Source organism: Saccharopolyspora shandongensis, from assembly GCF_900106995.1.
Taxonomy (GTDB): Bacteria; Actinomycetota; Actinomycetes; order Mycobacteriales; family Pseudonocardiaceae; genus Saccharopolyspora; species Saccharopolyspora shandongensis.
This window is the reverse complement of the sequence record NZ_FNOK01000031.1, coordinates 15,302-33,692: the sequence shown is the minus strand read 5'-3', so window position 1 is coordinate 33,692 and position 18,391 is coordinate 15,302. Positions and strand designations below refer to the sequence as shown.

Here is an 18,391-nt window from a genome sequence, read left to right as displayed (position 1 = left end):
GAATCAGTGCAGAGGACAGGAGGGCCGATGAACGCCCACAATTCCCAGCCGAACCAGTTCGGCTGGCTGGTCACGGACTTCACCGAACGAGTTCCGGGCGTGGCGCACGCCGTGGTCGTCTCAGCCGACGGGCTGCTGCTGACCGCGTCCGCGAAGCTGCCCACCGACCGGGCCGACCAACTCGCAGCGGTCGCATCGGGGCTGCTCAGCCTTACCCAGGGCGCGGCGCGCTGCTTCGAAGCCGGGACCGTGAACGAGACCGTTGTTGAAATGGAACGCGGCCTCATGCTGCAGATGGCGATCAGCGACGGCTCGTGCCTGACGGTCCTGGCCGCGCCGCATTGCGACATGGGTCTGATCGCCTATGAGATGGCCTTGCTGGTGGAACGAGTCGGCCAGATCCTGACCCCGGAACTGCGATCCCAGTTGCAGGGAACGAATCGTGTGATGACCGGCCAGTCGGTGTGAGGACGGCATGAGCACAGGTCCGGACGCGTCCGGGCGGCACCGCTGGGACGACCGCGAGTCGCCCGAAGCTGACGCCATGGCCGAGGTCTTCAACCGGTTCACCCTCGACAGTGGCCGTCGCGGGCGACGCCGCAAGCGCGCACGAGAGGAACCGGAACCGCAGGGCCCTCCGCAGCCTGCGGCGGATCCGACTTGGCCGTCAGCCGAACCTGCTGAGGCGCCGGCCATGTCTGCCCCCGAGGAAGCCGGCCCTCAGGAGCCCGAAGCCGCAGCAACCTACATCCGGCCGTATGCCTGGACCGGCGGTCGCACGCGAACGAATCACCGCCTGGAACTGGAAACCTTGGTGTCCACCAGCGAGTCATGCCACCCGGCGCGGCTGCAGCGGCTCGAACACCATTCCATCGCCGAACTGTGCCGACACCCACGTTCGGTCGCCGAAGTTGCTGCCTTGCTCGACGTTCCGCTCGGCGTGGCGAAGGTCCTGCTCGGCGACATGGCCGACATCGGTCTCATAACCGTGCACCAGACGGTGAACGAAAACGGCAGCACGTCGCACTTGTTGTTGATGGAGAGGGTTCTGAGTGGGCTTCGTCGGCTCTGAACTTCCGCAGCGCGGGTCTCGTGGAGCAGCGCGCAAACCGCAAGACGCCAGCTTGACTCGATAACTGAGGTGGGCAGACATGACTCCTGAAACGCGACCCCGACCTGTGCACACCGGTCGGTCCACGACCGCGACCTCGGCGAAAATCGTCGTCGCGGGTGGCTTCGGGGTCGGCAAAACGACATTCGTGGGTTCGGTGTCGGAGATCGTGCCGTTGACCACCGAAGCCGTGATGACCGAGGCCAGCAAGGGCATCGACGACCTGCACGCGACACCGAACAAGAACACCACGACGGTCGCCATGGACTTCGGCCGGCTGTCGCTGGATTCGGATCTGATCCTCTACCTGTTCGGCACCCCCGGCCAGCAACGCTTCTGGTTCATGTGGGACGACCTGGTCCGGGGCGCGATCGGCGCCGTCGTGCTCGTCGACACCCGGCGCCTCGCGGACTGCTTCTCGGCCATCGACTTCTTCGAAGACCGGCAGCTGCCCTACATCGTCGGGCTCAACTGCTTCGACGGGACCTTGCTCCACCGGGTCGAGGAGGTGCGGGAGGCCATCGCGATTCCGGCCGACGTCCCGATCGTGACCTGCGACGCGCGAAACCGCGAATCCACCAAGCAGGCGCTGATCAGATTGGTCGAGTACGCCATGCAGTGGTGGATTCGCCGCACCGCTTAGCCGTTGCAGCATGGGAACCTTCCTGTCACCTCCGACCAGAAAGTCCCCTTCGGCACGGCTACCTTTCGCCCTGCATCCCACCGTCCGGCGAGGTGTAGGGGTTCTGCTGCTGGAACAACGAATCGTCGGGTGTTTCGGCGGCCTTGTCCTGTTCACTGCCCAAGGTCACCTCGACCTGCCGCTGGTTGCCACCGGCGGAGTCCGCCACCGTGAGGTTGATCTTCGAGGCGGGCACGTTGGAGCTGATCTGGGCTACCAAGTCCGAGAAGCTGCTGACGGCCCGGTTTCCGACCTTGACGATCGTCTCCCCCGCTTTGAGTCCCGCCTTGTCCGCGGCAGAACCGGGAACGACGGAACTGATGGTCGCCGCACCCGACTGGCCGTTGGTGCCGGTGACACCGAGTTGGGGCTTCGTCGCCACCCCACCGTTGATGAGCTCGTTCGCAACGCGGCTGGCCGTGTCGATCGGGATCGCGAATCCCAGTCCGATGTTTCCCGACGCCTTGCTGTTGGACACGATGCTCGTGTTGATGCCGATCACCTGGCCGTCCAGGTTCACCAGCGGCCCGCCCGAGTTGCCGGAGTTGATCGAAGCATCGGTCTGAATACCGTTGTAGATGACGGGTTGCCCGTTCTCCCCCTGCACATCGACAGTTCGGTTCAAGGCGCTGACGATGCCTGAAGTCACCGTTCCTTCGAGCCCCAGCGGGGAGCCGATGGCGACGACGGACTGCCCGACCGCCAGAGTCGAGGATTTGCCGAGCTCCGCAGGCGTGAGCCCGCTGGCCCCGTTGAGTTTGATCACCGCCAGGTCGTAGGAGGGCGAAGTGCCCACTACGCTCGCGGTCCGCGTTGTCCCATCGGGCAGGGTGACCGTGATCTCGCCGCCTGAGCCGATCACGTGGTTGTTGGTCAACACATAGCCGTCCGGGGAGAGCACCACGCCGGTCCCTTCCGAACCGCTTCTGGCGCCGCGAACGGTGATGTCCACTGTGCTCGATGACGCCTTGCCTGCCGCGAACTGCACGGTGCCGACCTGTGCGTTGACCTGGGTGCCGGTGACAGGATCGTGCTGAGTGATCCCGGAGTTGGTGCCTCCGCCTTCGGCAATGAGCATCCCGCCTCCGACTCCCACACCTCCTCCGACCACTCCAGCGATCAGCGCAGCCGCGACCACGCCTTTCCAACGTCGTGGCTCACCTGTTCGAGGGTTGGCCGGATAGGTGTTCGCTACGCCCGGCGGCGGTCCGGGCGCAGGGCCGAATGATGCAGTGGGAGCGGTTTCCGGCCCCGGCGTGCGCTGCGTGCCATCTCCGTACTCCGGCGATCCGCCGGAACCAGCTGCTGTCATGCCGTCAACCGTGCCGCGCGAAGCTGAGAACTACCTTGGCGCGAGCTGTTGACTTCGTCGGAACTGACCCCCACTGACCGAGCCGCGGAATGGGAAGCATGGGAACTTTCCTTTCACCAGATGACAGGAAAGTTCCCATGCTCGAGGCGTGGAAGCGTGCGGTGGAATGGTCGAGCCCGACACGGGGCCGAAGGTGGACAAAATCAAATGCCCTGGCCTCGGCGTCCTGGATAGTGCTCCGCATGCGTACAACGATCACCACGAACGCAGTCATGCCGTCCACCGGTCGGCGGGTTTTTCGCGTCGTCGAACTGGAGAAACTCGGAATCTCGCAGTCGACATCCTATCGTCGAGCCCGCCCCGGCGGCCCTTGGATGCGGCTCGCTCCCGGCGTTCTACTCATCGTGCCGGGGCCGCCGACGGTCAAAGATCGCATCAACGCGGCGCTGCTGCGTGCCGGGCCCGGCGCTGTGATCACCGGGCTTCAGGCCGCTCGCCTCCTCGGTCTGGAAACTCCTCCGGAGGATGCGGACATTCACGTCCTGATCCCGCACAGCCGGAAGATCCAGAGCTATCCCGGAACGAACTTCGAGCGCACCACCCGTCTACCAGAACCCGTTTTCGTCGACGGCATTCCGGTCGCACCACCGGTGCGGGCCGTCATGGACGGCGCCCGCACCTGGCAGACCTGGGCCGTGACCGAAGACCTATTGGCCGAGGCGATGCAGCGCAAGAACCGCTGCAGGCTGGAAGACCTCATCGTCGAGATGGAGCTCGGCAGCAGGCGAGGAACAGCGGTGCCACGTGCGATTCTTCGCGCATTCAGGAGCACGACGACGCCGTTCCCGGGGTTTCCGTCGCGTGATGCGCCACCAGCGGGCCATCACGATCGGGAGGCTGCCTGAAGATCCACGGCGTTGGCCTCGGGGCTGGTGCTCGACGGGTTTCCGAGGCAGCATGCCAGGCATCGACCGCTGTCGTGGGAGGTGCTGTGGCAGGCGCTGGACAACCGCCGCTTCTGGTCACTGCCCGCCGGATCGTCACCATGGCCGACGAGCCGTATGCGAACACGGCTCGGCCTGCTCTGGCGATCCAGGGCGAGTGGGTCGTCGATGTCGGCGACCTCGGTGACCTGCGCCGCCGCATGCCCGGAGCCGACGTCGTCGACTTCGGGGATGCAACGATCGTTCCTGGCTTCAACGACGCCCACCAGCATCCGACCATGACGGCCGCGAACCAGCGGGGCGTCGATGTGTCCACAGCCAGTTCTCGAGCAGATCTTCTTGAGATGCTCAGGACCCGCGCCCGCGACACACCCCCTGGACAGTGGCTGCTCGGGACGCGCTACGACCACGGGCGGTCGACCGGCGGCACGCCCCTGACCCGGTCGGATCTCGACGAGGTCACCGATGCCCACCCGGTGATCTTGATCAACATCGGTGCGCACTGGGGTGTGCTGAACTCGGCTGGTCTCGCCGCAGCGGGACTGTCCGACGACAGCGTTCCGCCACCCGGCGGCGAGCTCGCCAAGGACGCTGCAGGCCACCTCACCGGGGTGGTGCACGAACAGGCGCTGTTCGACCTGGCGTACCCGTCGCTGTCACGAGGGCGTCCGGTGCTGCCCGATCAGAACCCCGAAGCGGCGTTGGCGCAGTTGAAAAGCACTCTCCGGGCGCTGAACGCCGCAGGAATCACGAGCGTCGGCGACGCGATGGCCGGCCCGACCGAGCTGTCGCTGCTGCAGGAGGCTCATCAACGAGGCGAGCTCACGACGAGGGTCAACGCGCTACTCACCTACCGGCATGTCGACACGTTCCACGCTGCCGGGCTGCGCACTGGATTCGGCGACAACTGGCTCCGGATCGGTGGCGTCAAGGCGTTCGCGGACGGTGCTGTCGCCGGTGGCACCTGCCTGGTCGAGGAGCCTTTCGAAGGCACCGATGATCACGGTATCCAAACGCTCGATACCGATGAGCTCAACAAGCTGGCGTTCCGCGTGCACGCAGCAGGTTCACGACTTGCCATCCACGCCAACGGCGACCGGGCGATCAAGCTCGTTCTCAACGCCCTCGAACAGGCACGAGCGGCACGCCCGGCGATCAAGACCGCGCACCGCATCGAACACTGCAGCATGGTGGATGCCGAAATCCTGGCTCGGATGAAAGCTCTGGATGCCATCGCGGTTCCGTTCGGCAGCTACGTGGCGTTCCACGGCGACAAGCTCCTCGACTACTACGGCGCGGACCGGCTGGAGCGGATGTTCGCGCACCGCAGCATGTTGGATGCGGGTGTTGCTGTGGCCGGCTCGAGCGACTTCCCATGCGGCCCCTTCGAGCCCTTGCTCGGGCTTGCCAGCTGCGTCACACGGCTCTCCACGGCCGGGCGTTCTGCGGGGCGAGCCCTTGGAGCGTCGCAGCGGATCAGCGCGCGGGAAGCCCTCGCGATCTACACCACTGGTTCGGCTCATGCCGCTGGTGAAGCCGCGTTCAAAGGGCGACTGGAGGTCGGCAACCTGGCGGACTTCGTCGTGCTGTCCGACGATCCCCTCGAAGTGGATCCGAAGCACCTGCCAGATATCCACATCCACGAAACGTGGGTCGGCGGCCAGGCGGTCTGGCGCGACGGAGAGGATCCACCATGACTTTCGAAGCGACGGCCTGGGCTGCGACCACCACCGGACGCGATGCCGTAGCCGGGCCCAGCACCATGTCCTGATTGGAGAGAGCATGGGAACCTTCCTGCCACCCATCGTCGAAGGTTCCCTCGGGGAGTCGGATTCAACGGCCGGAGGGATACGTGCTCAAGAATCGAAAATCACTGTGGTGGCTGTTGGGTCCCGTCGTGCTCTACTTGCTGGCGCTTCCGCTTTACAACCGGATCGAACCGGTTGTTCTGGGGCTGCCGTTCTTCATGTTCTGGACGCTGATTGCGACTTTGCTGACACCGGCGTGCATCTGGCTTGCCGCCCGCAAGGATCCGCTGTGGCGAAGCGACCGGCAGCGTACGCGAGGTGATGACGAATGAGCACCAATGCTGCGGTGTCGGTGGGCATCTTCGCCTTGTTCATGCTCGCCGCAGTCGCTCTGGGCCTGCTTTCGCTGCGTGGCCGCGATCGCACGAACCTCGCCGAGTGGTCGATTGGTGGCCGAAGCCTCGGTGTCGTACTGATCTTCGTGCTCATGGCGGGCGAAACGTACACGAGCTTCAGCTACCTCGGCGCCGCCGGCTGGTCCTACAACTACGGGATGCCGGTGTTCTACCTGCTGGCATATCTCGCGATCGGCTTCGCCGTCGGATACGTCGTCGGGCCGATCCTGTGGAACTACGCCCACCGCAACAAGCTCCACAACATCACCGACATCACCGCGTACCGCTTCAACTCGCCGTGGTTCGGAGCCGCGGTGGCGATCCTCACCACGCTGTTCCTGTTGCCGTACATCCAGCTCCAGATCACAGGAATGGGTGTCGTCGTTTCGACGATCAGCTACGGCACGATCGGCCTGGGAGCCGGATACTTCATCGCGTTCGTGGTGACCGAAGCGTTCATCATCTTCTCCGGCCTGCGCGGTAGCGCCTGGGTGTCCATCCTCAAGGACAGCCTCGTGATCATCACGCTGCTGGTCGTTTTCATCTACGTGCCGGTGCACTACTTCGGTGGCCTCGGCCCGATGCTTGATCGACTCGTTTCAGAGCGCCCCGAATGGCTCGTGCTGCCGGGCCACGGCAAGGAGTCCTTGGGCATGCTGTGGTTCGCCACAACGGGACTGCTCAACGGTGTCGTCTACACGATCTTTCCGACCACTGTGGCCGGTTACCTGGGCGCCAAGATCCGGGCGTTCTCCGCCGCAACGCGATCATCATGCCCTTCTACCAGGTGTTGCTGTTCGTCCCGATCCTCCTGGGCTTGGCCGCAGTCTTCGTCGTTCCGGGGCTCGACGATTCCAACCTGGCGATGTTCAAGCTCGTCGTCGACTCGATGCCGGCTTGGCTCGTCGGGCTGGTCGGGGTCGCCGGCGCGTTGTCGTCGATCGTTCCTATGGCCGTCTTCATGCTCGTGATCGGCACGATGTGGGGGCGGTCCGTCCTGGGTGTGCATCCCCGGACAGCGCCGCACCAGAAGCAGCTGTCTCAGCTGGTCACGTTCGCCGTCGGGTTGGTGGCGCTGCTGTTCACGTTCATTTCACCGAGCACCCTGGTGCAGTTGTCGGTCCTCTCGTATCAGGGGCTCGCACAACTCCTGCCGGTGGTGCTCATCAGCTTGCTTTGGAAGCGCATGTCGACCGCGGCGGCCGCCTCCGGGCTCGCTGCAGGGGTGGTCGTCGTCGCCGTGCTTGTCATCACTGGCAACGACCCGTGGCTCGGCATCAACGCCGGCCTGCTCGGACTCGCCGCGAACATCCTGGTCAACGTCGCGGTGACGCTCGCTCGCCCCGCGACTACACCGCCGGAGCGGCTCGCAGTGGACGAGACGCCCGAAGAAGCCGCGGTTCGGGCCTGACCAACGAAAGCATGGGAACTTTCCTGCCACGGTGACAGGAAAGTTCCCATGCTTTCAGCGTTTGGTCAGTTGATGTTGGGCGCGGATTCGGAGACTCCGAACCGGCCGCTTGTGATCGGGTTGCCGCCGATGTCGACGGGGCCGGACGGCACCGGCTTTGCCGTCCGGCACCACTTCTTGGCAATCTCCCATGAGGCGTTGATCAGGGCCTCGGCGTGCGCGAAGGAATACGGCGAGAGACCGACCACCGACGGGGCGGGCACAACGTAGAGCTCACAGCGCGTCGCGTTCAACTGCAGGTCGAGCCGTGCCGCGGACACCATCGCTGCGCCGAGCGCCGCACCGTTCACGCCGCCGACGGATCGCGGTGGTGTCTTCGGCGGTGGCCAGGTCGCGATCGAACCGATCCCGCGCCTGCGCTGGCTGAACTCGAAGGGCTCGGTGCCTCCGCACGGGAGTACGTAAACCCGCTCCGCGCCGCGCTCGACAGCGCGACTGATCGGCATGAACGCCGCTGGGCCACCATCCACCAGCCAGCGATCCCCGACCTTCACAGGTGGGAACATGCCGGGAATCGAGCACGAAGCCACCAGCGGAGGAAGTGCTGGACCGCTCTCGAAGTACACCGGATCACCGGTGTCCAGATCCGTTGTAGTCACGGTCACCGGGATCTGCGCATCTTCCAACCGGCGGAACGGCAGGTTGTTGTACAGCCAGCGCGCCAACCCGTGGTTTCCCATGACGTGGTTCGACAACCCGATCTTCCCTGCGAGAATTCGGCTGGGCTGGATCGGGAAGACGTCTGTGCGCCGCATCGACATCCACAGCTCGCGGAGCTTCGCCGCCCCGCGCGGTGTTGGGTCGCCGGCGAGCCATGCCGCGTTCAGCGAGCCTGCAGAGGTCCCGACGAGCAGGTCGGGTTCGATACCGGCTTCGAACAATGCCGTAACCAGGCCAGCCTGGATCGCCCCAAAGGTGGAGCCACCCGGCAAGACCCATGCCGTGCGCATCAGCAATGTCCCTTCTGCGTTCGTCCTCCTCCGAGGCTAGCTGCGCACACTCGCAGCACACGTCAGGCGTCGCCGGGATCACCTCGACGACGCTGCCGTTTCACCTCCGCACGCCGCTTCTTACCAGCGAGACGACGTTGCTGCGACCCCTTGGTCGGTTTGGTGGGCCGGCGCTTCGGGGCAGGCGGGGAAACTGCCTCGGCGAGCAGCCTGGCCATCCGTTCCCGAGCGGCCTGGCGGTTGGAGAGCTGCGCACGATGCTCGGAGGCTGCGATCGTGAGCACGCCATCGACGAGGCGGTGGGCGAGGCGTTCCATCGCACGTTCCCGCAGGGGTTCCGGAATCGACGTCGAGCGGGCGAGGCCGAAGGACAGTTCGACCCGCGAGTCCGTTGTGTTGACGCCCTGCCCGCCAGGACCGGAGGACCGCGAGAAGCGCTCGGCGAGCTCGAGCGCAGGGATCGTCCAGCGGCTGGTGACGGGCAAGTCTGCTTGCATACCAGTCAGCATGCCTCACGCTGTTTTGGCCGGTCCTGCGGCTGCACCTCGCTCGTCGGAACGCCCCGGCTCCCGTTCGAGCTGGCAGATCGAAGGTTGAAGCATGGGAACCTTCCTGTCACCGCTCTGACAGGAAGGTTCCCATGCTTTGAAAGCCAGCCGCGGGTTACTGGGCTGGGCGCCAGCCGGCGACGCCGCCGGGCACCGGGGCGTCGGGGGCGTATGGCGTGCGGGTGAAGATGAACGTGTTCAGGTCGAGGTGGGTGGGCACACCGTCGTCGTTTCGCCCCACGCGCAGGATCTCGCCCGAGTAGTAGCCGTCCAGCCCGGTCCAGGTGCCATCGGGGTTGGCGCGGAATCGGGATGCCCGCCCACGCCCCTGCCACGGCGAGAGGTCGAGCAGACCGTCGCGGAGCACCCGCAGCACGTAGGGCGTCGGTCCCCAGTACCACTGGCCGGTGAGCTCCAGGAGCCGGAGGTCCGCGTCACTACGGGGTTCCCATGGGGCGGGGATTCGGGGCTCGTGCTTCGCGAGCAGGTCCAGCAGGTCGGTCGCGAACAGCCCCGTGACTCCCGCCGTCGTGTTGGCCATGAAGATCACGCCGGTCTTCTCAGCTGGGTCTGCCCAGACGGTCGCCAGGAATCCGGGCATCGATCCGGTATGGCCGGCGAGCCGACGTCCGCCGTATCGCAGCAGTTGCAGCCCGAGTCCGTAGCCGCCTCGCCATTCGGCCCCGTCGTCGACCGACGCCGGCGATCGCATCTCGGCAACGGTGTCCGGGTGCAGCACCTCGCCGCTGTCGCCGATCACGAAGCGCGCCCACCGGGCCATGTCGTCGAAGGTCGACCACAGCTGGCCGGCAGGGGCCATTGCTCCCGCGTCCTCGGCGGGCTCGGGAAGCACGACGTCCGCCCACGGGTGCACCGCGAATCCCTCTGCGTGCGGCGCGACCGGGCTGAGCGTGGTGCGCTTCATCTCGAGCGGCTCGAGGATTTCGCGCTGCAGCACCTCGCTCCAGGGAGCTCCGCGCAGCCGGGACACCAGCTCGCCCAGCACGCCGAAACCGACATTGGAGTAGTGGAAGCCGTGGCGCGGCGTCGGGCGCAGCGCGGTTTCGTCGATGCTGGCCACGAGTTCGTCGGCGCTGCCACCTGGGGTTCGCTCCCACCACTGCCCGGCGGGCTCCGCGGTCAAGCCGCTTGATTGCGAAACGATTTCACCGATGCTCCGCTTGCCGATCGAGGTGCCCGGGATGTAGTCGTCGAGCTTGTCGGCGAGGTCGAGGCGGCCTTCGTCGCGCAAGCGCATCACGAGCACGGCGACGAAGGTCTTCGTGATCGAACCGACCCGGTACTGGGTGTCCGTTGTGGAGGGCCGGCCGCCGACCTGCCCACGGCTGTCCACCCAGATCGTCTCGCCGTCGCGGATCAGCCCCGCGATCAGCGAGGGAACACGGTTTTCACTCTGCTCCACGGCCAGGCGACGGAGGAGGGCTCGCTGGGTGGAGGGCAGCAGACTCGTCATGCCCCCATGCTTCCACCCTTTGTGAAAAGCGTTGTTGAAGCATTCGGAGTCCCGCGACCGGCCTGCGGTTCAGGTGCGGGTGGCAGGAAGGTTCCCATGCTCGCACCGAAACCCGTCAGCGGCGGGTGCGGCGGGTGACTCCTCGGGAGATCCCGCTCGTCTCCGCCGGGAACCGCACCGGGAGCTTCCCGAGCATGACGAGCACCAGGATGAGCAGAGCGAGCACGATCCACCCGCTCCATCCCAGGAGCCCCGTCGACGCGTTGTCGACCGGGTGCCCGGCCATGCTGAAGACCGTGCCCAAACCGGCCGCCGCGTTGAGGAATCCATGCGCGATGACTGCGGGCCAGACGCTGCGCGACGTGAGCCTGAGCCAGCCCAGCAGCGTTCCCACCAGGGTGCAGAAGCACACCATCATGATGAACGCCACCACGATCGGCAGCGTCGGGTAGTTGTAGCCGAGGATCAGGACCGGTGCGTGCCACAGGCCCCACAGCACACCGGTCGTCAGGAACGCGCCGGGCTGCCCGAGGGGCAGCAGCGCCTGGGTGAGGTAGCCCCGCCAGCCCAGTTCTTCACCGAGCGCTGGGATGACCTGCAGCCAGCCCAGCCCGAAGACCGCAGCGATCTGCGTGAGCGCGAGCATCCCGGGCGACGTCTCGGGCTCCGCGCCCACCACGGTGGCCCCGAACTGCTCGGCCAGTCCGGAGAAACCCGTCCAGTCGGCCTGGTACACCCCGAGCAGGTAGCCCACCATCAGCGCGAGGGTCGCCACCAGCGGCGGCCCCAGCCAGGCGATCAGCGCGTAGGGCCACCACTTCTTGATGCCGCCGGGGTTGGTGATTCCCAGCCCTCGAAGCACCTTCGGCTGCGGGCTGATCCACTTGGTGACCACCAATGCCGCCACCGCCGGCATGAACATCATGAGGAAGAGGACGAGGGGCGCCCAACTCCACGACAGCCCTTCACCGGTCAACCAGAGCGGCAGGGTCAGCAGCCACGCCGGCAAATAGGCGATTGCGACGAAACTGACAACGCCGCGGACGTCCACTCGGTCCTGGTCAATGCTCACTTCGCCAGTTTGCCAAACCTCGCCGAGAGCCGGGCCCTGCAGACAAGGGGGCTCTCGCCGCACGAAACGACGGGAGCCCCTTGCGAACATTGCGGGTGACGGATCACACGCGCCAGCCCATCGACCTCACTCCTTTCGGACGATCGCCCGCAGGATGCGGATCGCGCTGACGACCGAACCGGGCCCCAGAGCGATGCCGAGGAACACGTAGGATGACCAGTCTCGATCGCCCCACACGCCCCAGACGAAAAGCGCGATCGACACTGCTAAGTGGATGGCGAGGAACACGACCCTCGTGACCACGCGCTTCAACGGAGCCACCGCGACTCCCACTGAAAGCGCCCCCACACCTATGACGAGTACGAGAGCCGGAATGATCACGGTTCACCGACCATGTGCGGGATTTGGATGGAACATCCCGTCCGCGCAGAAAGCCATGAAACTATGGTCCTTCAGGCCTGATTATAGATCAAGATTGATTCCCGACGCATTCGCCAAGGCATTCGCATTACTGCAATCACGACATGAACGAACCCCTATGGCGGTATCTCGACCGCCGTTTTACTTTCTCATGAAAAAGCCCGTGCTCATGGCGTGAGCACGGGCTTCAGGTTTGAGCGGCGTCAGGGCCAGCTGGGCAGCGCTGCCGGTGGCAGACCTTCGTGAACCTTCGTCATCGCGGCGAACCAGGTCCGGGCCGGCACCTTGCCACCGTAGATGTTGCCGCCGTTCTTCCCGCACAAGTACGGGGGCGCGTCACCGCCGCCGTCGCAGATTCCCTGGGGGCTGCTGCCGTCTGCGTAGGTCAGGACCGCACCGGCCATCTGGGGAGTCGCAGCGAGGAACGCCGCCGACTGGTGCGCCTGGGTCGTTCCGGTCTTGCCGATCATGGGCCGATTCCAGCCGACGCCCTGCGCTGCCTGGCGTGATGTGCCGTCGGTGTCGTCCTTGCTCATGCCCTGCGCCAAGGCCGCCGCCACCTGCGGGGACACCGCCTGCTCGCATGCGGCCTCGTTGAGCTGCAGCGGGTTGCCGTGCCGGTCCTTGATCTCCTCGATCGGAGTCGGCGGGCAGTAGACGCCGCCGCTCATGATCGTCGCCCCGACGTTGGACAGCTCCAGCACGCTCGTCGGGGTGTAACCGAGGGTGAAAGCGCCCCGGTTGCCCTTTTTGATCACGTCGGCCTGGGACGGGCCGTTCGAGCCATCGGTCTTCAGGGGAAGGCCGCTGGAGTTGACCCCGTTCATGCCGACCCGCAACCCGAGGCGCGAGGCCATGTCCACAACGTTGTTGAGGCCTGCCCTTTCCGACAGTGCCACGAACGCCGTGTTCGGCGACGTGGCCAACGCCATCTGCAGCGTCCTCGGCCCCGGCTGCACGCCGTCGGCGTTGGAGACGGTGTACGGCGCGGTGCCGTTCTTGTACACGCGGGAGGTGTAGGACGGTGGCACGTCGATCGTCTCGTAGACGCTCATGCCCTGCTCGATGGCGGAGGCCGCGGTGAACACCTTGTAGACCGAGCCTGCGCCGAAGGGCTGCACCCGGCTGACGATGTCGTACGCCGTCTGGCCCTTGCTCGCGTCGTTGCCGTAGTCGCGGTTGGCGACCAGCGCCCGCACCTTGTGCTTGTCCTTGCCTGGCTCGACCATCGCCATCGCGTTGGCGATGCCCGCGGTCTGGGTCGGCACCTGGGCTTCGGCGGCGGCCTTGGCCGCGTCGGTGGCCTTGCGGTCGAGCGTCGTGCGGATGGTGTAGCCGCCGGTCTTCAGCTTGTCCTTGTCGATGCCGAGCCGGTTCAGGTAGTCCGTGACGTAGGTGCAGAAGAAGCCGTCGGTGGCACCGTCACCGACGCCGGCGCAGCCGTTCGGCGGCCGGCCGAGCGGCGACATCACGCCGAGCGGTTCCTGCTTGGCCCGCTCCGCGTCTTCCTTGGTGATGCGGATGTTGTTGTTCGGGTCCGCCATCAGGTCGATCACGAGGTTGCGGCGCTGCATCGCGTCTTGCGGGTTGCTGTTGGGGTTCAGCGAACCGGGCTGGTTGACGATCGCGGCGAGCAGCGCGGCCTGAGCGATGGTCAGCTTGTCGGAGGTGGTGCCGAAGTAGGTCTGGGCGGCCGCGCCGACGCCGAAGGTCTGGTTTCCGAACGGCACCACGTTGAGGTATCCGGTGAGGATCTCCTCCTTGGTCATGGTGTGTTCGAGTTCGACGGCGATCTTCGCCTCGCGCAGCTTCCGCGCGATCGTCGACTCCTTGGCCTTCTCGGCCTCCACCTCGGAGTCCGCCGCGACGTGCACGAGGTAGTTCTTCACGTACTGCTGGGTGATCGTGGACGCACCCTGCGCTGCCTCACCGCTGCTGACGTTGGTCGCCAGCGCGCGCATGGTGCCGTGCCAGTCCACGCCGCCGTGGTCCCAGAAGCGCTTGTCCTCGACCGCGGTGATCGCGGCCTTCATGGTGTCCGAGACCTGCTCCGGCGGCGTTTCGATGCGGTACTGGTCGAAGAAGTACGCGATCGGCACGCCGTCCTTGTCCATGACGGTGGACACCTGCGGCATGTCGCGCCTCGCCAGGGAACCCGACATCTTCGACATGGCGTCGGTCGTCTGATTGACCATCGCCCCGGTCCCGGTCGCCATCGGCAGCAACAACGCCGCCACAAGCACACCGGCCAGGACGCATAGCCCGAACATCTTCAACAGCACGCCGCCGCGCACGCCAGCCCCAATCACCAAATGTCCACCCGACTCGACCGCCGATCGCAGGGCCCACCTGGGGCCCTCCCCCGCTCGTCCAACGACCGGCCCGAGAGCGTCCCGTCGGCATCGGCCGACGCCCGCGTTCTCCCTAGCTGTCAGTCGATTCGTTGATATCACATCCGCCGATCCGCGCGGCGTTGCACCGAACGGCCGAGTCCTCGCCGACAGCCCCACGTTCCCGGCCTGGATCACTACACTTGGTGACCACCGGAGTCGATCACCGCGGAGGAGAAATGACCGACCCGTTCCTGGATTCGCTGGCCACCGCGCTCGCCGGGCAGGCCGCTACCGCGCTCGGCGCCGCCGGAAAGCAGGCATTGGAAAAGGTCCGCGACCTCCTGCGCCGGAGATCTCAGAACGATTCGGCAACGAAGGCCGCGCTCGAAGCCGCGGAACAGGATTCGGCGGGCCAGCCGCAGGTGAAGGCCCTGGCCGAACGGCTGGACCAGGTTTGCGCGGAGGACGCCGAGTTCGCCGAGGAGCTGCGCGCCGAGGGCGCCGAGGTGCACAAGGAGATCTCGGCCACCGGCAACGCTGTGGTCAACATCAACACCGGCAACGCCAAGAACGTGATTCAGGCGCGCAACATCCAGGGCGGCATCACGCTCAACTAGCGTGGCGATCCGACTTGTTCAGGTCCGCCAGGTACTGGTTGTAGGCGGCGAGCTCCGGATCGTCCTCGGTACCGACCGGCGGCGCCGGCGGCGGCACCAGCGGCCGCTTCCGGCGCGCGGCCGGCTGGGCCTCGACCTGCGGCGCGCCTTCTTCCCGGAGCGCGGTCTCCGCGGCTTCCGGCTCTGCCTCGTCCTGATCCCGGTGCGCTTCCATGCGCATCAGCCGGACCCACAGGAAGATCGTGAACACGCCGAACAGCGGCCACTGCAACGCGTAGCCGAGGTTCTGGAAGCTTCCCCCTGCTTCGTGCGCGCGATCCCACTGCCACACGGCCAGGAAGCCGGTGGCGACCGCGGCCACGACGAAAAGCGCGTGCAGGAGCAGCCAACGCGGGGTCAACAGGCTGCGGAACACACCTCGAATTCTAGGCGGTCCCGAGCTGCGGGGTGGCCCGGTGTCGTCACGGGCTGTTCACTCCGATCGTCAGGTGCCGGATTCGCCGATCCGCTGAAGCGCGATTCGGCCGGCTGAAATCCCACGACATGTGTCCAACCACACACCGACGGTCTTACGCGTGGTGACAGGAAGGGAACCTTTCTGTCACCACGACCGGCCCGGCTCGTGAGGCGAGTGACAGGAAGGTTCCCATGCTGCGGCCCTTCCGACCGGTGGGCGGCAGAGGCGTTGGGTGACAGGAAGGTTCCCTTGCTCTCAACCCCGCCGGCGGTGGGAGGCGGCCAGGGGCGTGCCGACGGCAATGAGGATCGCCGCAACGGCGAAGGTCACCGGATAGCCGGACAGCGTGACCAGGGCGCCGAAGCCGATCGAGCCGAGGCCCTGGCCGGCGTCGTAGGCGATGTTCCAGGCTGTGCTGGCCACCCCGGACGCCGTGCGCTCGAACATCACGATCAGGGTGATGTTCTGCACCGCGCCGAACCCGGCGCCGAAGGCAGCCGCGCCGACCAGGGAAACCGGGGCCGCACCCCACGCCGCGACCGCGAGCAGACCCGTGCCCAGCGCGGCCAGCAGCACGGCCGGCACCAGAACCCGGCTGTGCCCGAGCCGGTCACCGAGCTGTCCGGCGGCCCACCGGCCGAGCATCGTGGCGGCGCCGAAGGCCAGCAACGCCGCCGGGGCCACCGATCCTGCGACGGCCAATGGCAGGAACGCCGTGAGCCCGCCGGCCGCGATCGCCGCCGTGGTCATGACGGTCCACGACGGCAGCAGAGCCAGCGGGAACGCCGAGGTGCCGGACCGCTCCACGGTCTTGGCCCGCACTCGCGACATGCCCAGCGCCGCCGCGGTAGCAGCCACCGGCAGCGCCCCGGCGATCCAGAACAGCGGGCCGAAGCCGATCGTCTGCGTCAGCCACACGCCGGCGGGCAGGAAGAGGACGTTCGGCAGCCCGATCGACAACCCGTAGAGCCCAGCCGCCCGGCCGCGTTGCGCAGCGGGCACCAGCTCGGCCACCAGGGCGGCGCCGGTCACGGTGAGAAGGCCGAAGCCGACTCCGCGCAAGCAGGAAACACCGAGCAGCAGCCACAGCTCGCTGGACAGCGCGTACAACGGGGTGGGCAGTCCGATCAGCACCGTGCCCAGCGCGAAAGCGATTCGATGGTCGATGCGCTTGAGCAGCCACGGCATGCCCAGCTGGGTCAGCACGGTCACGAGCATGAAGACGGCGTTGGTCGCCCCGGCCGCGACCTCGCCCGCGCCGCCCGCGACCGCCCATAGCGGGAGGACCGGCATCAGCAGCACATATCCGGCGAAACCGCTGACGGTCGCTACCAGGAGAAGCCGAAAAGACCGGTGCTGCAACGCCGTCCTGTCCTTGGTGGGGGATTCAACCGAGACTTGCACGAGTTCTTGATAGGCCCCGCGACCCCGCTTTGTCCATCCGGTCCAAGAAGTCCGAGATGCGCACTCATGGCCGATTGTGGCTTTCGCCTAGATCGGTTTGGCTTGGGCCGTCACTGCGACGGCGAGGAGTTTCTGCATGAATCGGATGCGAGCACTGGCGCTGGCGGCCGTGGTCGCGGGATCGGCGTTCGTTCCCGCGGCGGCCACCGCACCGCTGACGATGGCGGCCCCGCCGCCGTGCAGCGAGGAGCCCCGGGAGAACCCGATCAGTGAGTTCACCAGCTACGACGAGCTCCTGGTCGAGCTCGACCGGATCGAGCGGGTGAGCGCGGGGCGCGTCGCGGTGGAAACCGTCGGCGAATCCAACCGGGGCCGCGACATGCTCCTCGCGCGCGTCGGTACCGGCCCGAAGGTCGCGCTCGTCACCGCCGAGATCCACGGCAACGAGAAGACCGGGCCGGATGCGGTGCTGGATCTGCTCGACTTCCTGGGCACCTCGGATTCCAGCCGGGCCAAGCAGATCCGCGAGCAGCTGACCGTGGTCGCGATGCCGAAGATCAATCCGGACGGAGCGGCGCTCGATCGCCGCGGCAACGACATGACGTGGCAGGAGGTGCAGGCGCGCTTCCCGCAGCTGGCGACCACGCCACCGTCCTGGAACTACTACACGGAGCCCCGGCAGGGCGACGACTACTCGCAGCGGCCCGGTTTCGACGTCAACCGGGACTACAACCCCGACCTCGACTACCAGCCGCAGCCGCAGGACTTCCCCGGCAGCAGCGACCGGCCGGGCTGGTTCATCAGCCCGGAGACGCAGGCGGTGCGCGACGTCTACCGCTCGCTGCAGGCCGAGTTCGGCGCGGTCGACACCTACATCGACCTGCACCACCAGGGCGCCTGCTACACGGTTCCGGGTACCGACCGGTTCGTGACCTTGAGCCTGTCCGGCAAGTTCGTCGCCGACCCCGCCAGCCCAGAGGGCGCCGCGTACGCCGAATTCGCCGGCACCTTCCGGCCGGAGTACTCCAAGCAGCTCAACGTGGCCGCGTACAACGCGTTGCAGGCCGCGGCCAACCGCAATCCTGAATTCGGCAACATCACCCTCTACCCCCAGGACACCAACCTGCCGGGCACGGGCCTCGGCACGTTCCAGCTCAACGGCAGCGGCGCGGTGCTGTTCGAGGTCCGCGGCCAGACCCAGACGCTGGGCGAGGAGCACCGCGCGATGCTGACCCGAGCCGTCTACATCGGACTCGACGGGATCCTCTCGTCGGTCGCCAGCGGCCAGGTCGAGCACCTCGACCCCGCCGCCTACGACCGCATCCCGCCCACCGACCGCGGCAAGCAGACCATGACCGCCACCACCGACATCGAGTGACGAAACCCGGCACACGACTGGCGGCGCTCGTCGGCTGCGTCCTCACGCGGCGGCGAGCGCCGTTCGTCGATACCG

The 18,391-nt window shown here is 66.7% G+C and carries 19 protein-coding genes; 10 read left to right on the top strand and 9 right to left on the bottom strand.

Features of this window, described 5'->3' with window-relative positions; genetic code table 11:
• The first annotated feature begins 27 nt into the window (after positions 1-27).
• The 3 genes from BLW84_RS27630 to BLW84_RS27620 all read left to right on the top strand — a co-directional run bounded on the left by BLW84_RS27630 (position 28) and on the right by BLW84_RS27620 (position 1,754).
• Complete coding sequence (locus BLW84_RS27630; RefSeq protein WP_093270958.1) at positions 28-468, top strand: roadblock/LC7 domain-containing protein; 441 nt, start codon at positions 28-30, stop codon at positions 466-468.
• Positions 469-544: 76 nt separating this feature from the next.
• Positions 545-1,072: a DUF742 domain-containing protein gene (locus tag BLW84_RS27625; protein WP_245761427.1), complete on the top strand. Its 528-nt coding sequence runs from the start codon at positions 545-547 to the stop codon at positions 1,070-1,072.
• Between the two features lie 79 nt (positions 1,073-1,151).
• A complete protein-coding gene (locus tag BLW84_RS27620; RefSeq protein ID WP_093270953.1) occupies positions 1,152-1,754 on the top strand; it encodes a GTP-binding protein in 603 nt (200 codons plus the stop codon).
• 58 nt (positions 1,755-1,812) lie between these two features.
• Here the strand turns inward: BLW84_RS27620 and BLW84_RS27615 are convergent, their stop codons facing one another.
• Positions 1,813-2,871: a S1C family serine protease gene (locus BLW84_RS27615; RefSeq protein ID WP_177226722.1), complete on the bottom strand. Its 1,059-nt coding sequence runs from the start codon at positions 2,869-2,871 to the stop codon at positions 1,813-1,815.
• A 476-nt stretch (positions 2,872-3,347) separates the two neighbouring features.
• On the opposite strand from BLW84_RS27615, the gene BLW84_RS27610 reads away from it, so the two are divergent.
• The 5 genes from BLW84_RS27610 (at position 3,348) to BLW84_RS49340 (ending at position 7,603) form a co-directional block, all read left to right on the top strand.
• Positions 3,348-4,010 carry a hypothetical protein gene (locus BLW84_RS27610; RefSeq protein ID WP_143061122.1) on the top strand — a complete coding sequence of 221 codons (663 nt, stop codon included), beginning with the start codon at positions 3,348-3,350 and terminating at the stop codon, positions 4,008-4,010.
• A gap of 140 nt (positions 4,011-4,150) precedes the next feature.
• On the top strand, positions 4,151-5,746 hold the full coding sequence (locus tag BLW84_RS27605) for an amidohydrolase (RefSeq protein ID WP_093270946.1): 1,596 nt from the start codon (positions 4,151-4,153) through the stop codon (positions 5,744-5,746).
• Positions 5,747-5,901: 155 nt separating this feature from the next.
• Positions 5,902-6,129, top strand: a complete 228-nt coding sequence (locus BLW84_RS27600) for a DUF3311 domain-containing protein (RefSeq protein ID WP_093270944.1) — start codon at positions 5,902-5,904, stop codon at positions 6,127-6,129.
• A complete protein-coding gene (locus BLW84_RS27595; protein WP_245761426.1) occupies positions 6,126-7,163 on the top strand; it encodes a sodium:solute symporter family transporter in 1,038 nt (345 codons plus the stop codon). The genes BLW84_RS27600 and BLW84_RS27595 overlap by 4 nt, the downstream gene beginning before the upstream one ends.
• Positions 7,142-7,603, top strand: coding sequence for an SLC5/6 family protein (locus tag BLW84_RS49340; protein WP_245761425.1), 462 nt, complete (start codon positions 7,142-7,144; stop codon positions 7,601-7,603). Before BLW84_RS27595 ends, BLW84_RS49340 begins: the two co-directional genes overlap by 22 nt.
• A 65-nt stretch (positions 7,604-7,668) precedes the next feature.
• Here the strand turns inward: BLW84_RS49340 and BLW84_RS27590 are convergent, their stop codons facing one another.
• The 6 genes from BLW84_RS27590 to BLW84_RS27565 all read right to left on the bottom strand — a co-directional run bounded on the left by BLW84_RS27590 (position 7,669) and on the right by BLW84_RS27565 (position 14,397).
• The gene (locus BLW84_RS27590) at positions 7,669-8,613 is read right to left on the bottom strand and encodes a patatin-like phospholipase family protein (protein WP_093270941.1); all 945 of its coding nucleotides are present in this window, start codon (positions 8,611-8,613) and stop codon (positions 7,669-7,671) included.
• Between the two features lie 62 nt (positions 8,614-8,675).
• Entirely contained in the window at positions 8,676-9,110 is a 435-nt protein-coding gene (gene arfB, locus BLW84_RS27585; protein WP_093270938.1) for an alternative ribosome rescue aminoacyl-tRNA hydrolase ArfB, read from the bottom strand.
• A gap of 166 nt (positions 9,111-9,276) precedes the next feature.
• The gene (locus tag BLW84_RS27580; RefSeq protein ID WP_093270936.1) at positions 9,277-10,635 is read right to left on the bottom strand and encodes a serine hydrolase domain-containing protein; all 1,359 of its coding nucleotides are present in this window, start codon (positions 10,633-10,635) and stop codon (positions 9,277-9,279) included.
• A 115-nt stretch (positions 10,636-10,750) separates the two neighbouring features.
• Complete coding sequence (locus tag BLW84_RS27575; RefSeq protein WP_177226721.1) at positions 10,751-11,707, bottom strand: CPBP family intramembrane glutamic endopeptidase; 957 nt, start codon at positions 11,705-11,707, stop codon at positions 10,751-10,753.
• 126 nt (positions 11,708-11,833) lie between these two features.
• Positions 11,834-12,019, bottom strand: coding sequence for a hypothetical protein (locus BLW84_RS27570; RefSeq protein ID WP_143061121.1), 186 nt, complete (start codon positions 12,017-12,019; stop codon positions 11,834-11,836).
• Between the two features lie 311 nt (positions 12,020-12,330).
• Complete coding sequence (locus tag BLW84_RS27565) at positions 12,331-14,397, bottom strand: transglycosylase domain-containing protein (protein WP_245761433.1); 2,067 nt, start codon at positions 14,395-14,397, stop codon at positions 12,331-12,333.
• 299 nt (positions 14,398-14,696) lie between these two features.
• Here BLW84_RS27565 and BLW84_RS27560 point away from each other — a divergent pair, with 299 nt between their 5' ends.
• The gene (locus BLW84_RS27560; RefSeq protein ID WP_093270925.1) at positions 14,697-15,077 is read left to right on the top strand and encodes a hypothetical protein; all 381 of its coding nucleotides are present in this window, start codon (positions 14,697-14,699) and stop codon (positions 15,075-15,077) included.
• On the opposite strand, the gene BLW84_RS27555 is transcribed toward BLW84_RS27560, so the two are convergent.
• Together BLW84_RS27555 and BLW84_RS27550 are read right to left on the bottom strand one after the other, a co-directional pair.
• On the bottom strand, positions 15,070-15,492 hold the full coding sequence (locus BLW84_RS27555) for a hypothetical protein (protein WP_093270922.1): 423 nt from the start codon (positions 15,490-15,492) through the stop codon (positions 15,070-15,072). The two genes, BLW84_RS27560 and BLW84_RS27555, sit on opposite strands and share 8 nt — an antisense overlap.
• A 297-nt stretch (positions 15,493-15,789) precedes the next feature.
• A complete protein-coding gene (locus tag BLW84_RS27550; protein ID WP_245761424.1) occupies positions 15,790-16,938 on the bottom strand; it encodes an MFS transporter in 1,149 nt (382 codons plus the stop codon).
• Positions 16,939-17,074: 136 nt separating this feature from the next.
• Between BLW84_RS27550 and BLW84_RS27545 the strand changes: the two genes are divergently transcribed.
• Positions 17,075-18,316 (top strand): M14 family zinc carboxypeptidase, encoded by a 1,242-nt coding sequence (locus BLW84_RS27545; protein WP_093270919.1) that lies wholly within the window; start codon positions 17,075-17,077, stop codon positions 18,314-18,316.
• Positions 18,317-18,391: the final 75 nt, after the last annotated feature.

Coding starts and splice junctions, on each gene's coding strand:
- BLW84_RS27630 (WP_093270958.1), top strand. CDS start 28: ATGAACGCCCACAATTCCCAGCCGAACCAGTTCGGCTGGCTGGTCACG.
- BLW84_RS27625 (WP_245761427.1), top strand. CDS start 545: ATGGCCGAGGTCTTCAACCGGTTCACCCTCGACAGTGGCCGTCGCGGG.
- BLW84_RS27620 (WP_093270953.1), top strand. CDS start 1,152: ATGACTCCTGAAACGCGACCCCGACCTGTGCACACCGGTCGGTCCACG.
- BLW84_RS27615 (WP_177226722.1), bottom strand. CDS start 2,871: ATGCTCATTGCCGAAGGCGGAGGCACCAACTCCGGGATCACTCAGCAC.
- BLW84_RS27610 (WP_143061122.1), top strand. CDS start 3,348: ATGCGTACAACGATCACCACGAACGCAGTCATGCCGTCCACCGGTCGG.
- BLW84_RS27605 (WP_093270946.1), top strand. CDS start 4,151: ATGGCCGACGAGCCGTATGCGAACACGGCTCGGCCTGCTCTGGCGATC.
- BLW84_RS27595 (WP_245761426.1), top strand. CDS start 6,126: ATGAGCACCAATGCTGCGGTGTCGGTGGGCATCTTCGCCTTGTTCATG.
- BLW84_RS49340 (WP_245761425.1), top strand. CDS start 7,142: ATGGCCGTCTTCATGCTCGTGATCGGCACGATGTGGGGGCGGTCCGTC.
- BLW84_RS27590 (WP_093270941.1), bottom strand. CDS start 8,613: ATGCGCACGGCATGGGTCTTGCCGGGTGGCTCCACCTTTGGGGCGATC.
- arfB (WP_093270938.1), bottom strand. CDS start 9,110: ATGCAAGCAGACTTGCCCGTCACCAGCCGCTGGACGATCCCTGCGCTC.
- BLW84_RS27580 (WP_093270936.1), bottom strand. CDS start 10,635: ATGACGAGTCTGCTGCCCTCCACCCAGCGAGCCCTCCTCCGTCGCCTG.
- BLW84_RS27565 (WP_245761433.1), bottom strand. CDS start 14,397: ATGTTCGGGCTATGCGTCCTGGCCGGTGTGCTTGTGGCGGCGTTGTTG.
- BLW84_RS27560 (WP_093270925.1), top strand. CDS start 14,697: ATGACCGACCCGTTCCTGGATTCGCTGGCCACCGCGCTCGCCGGGCAG.
- BLW84_RS27545 (WP_093270919.1), top strand. CDS start 17,075: ATGAATCGGATGCGAGCACTGGCGCTGGCGGCCGTGGTCGCGGGATCG.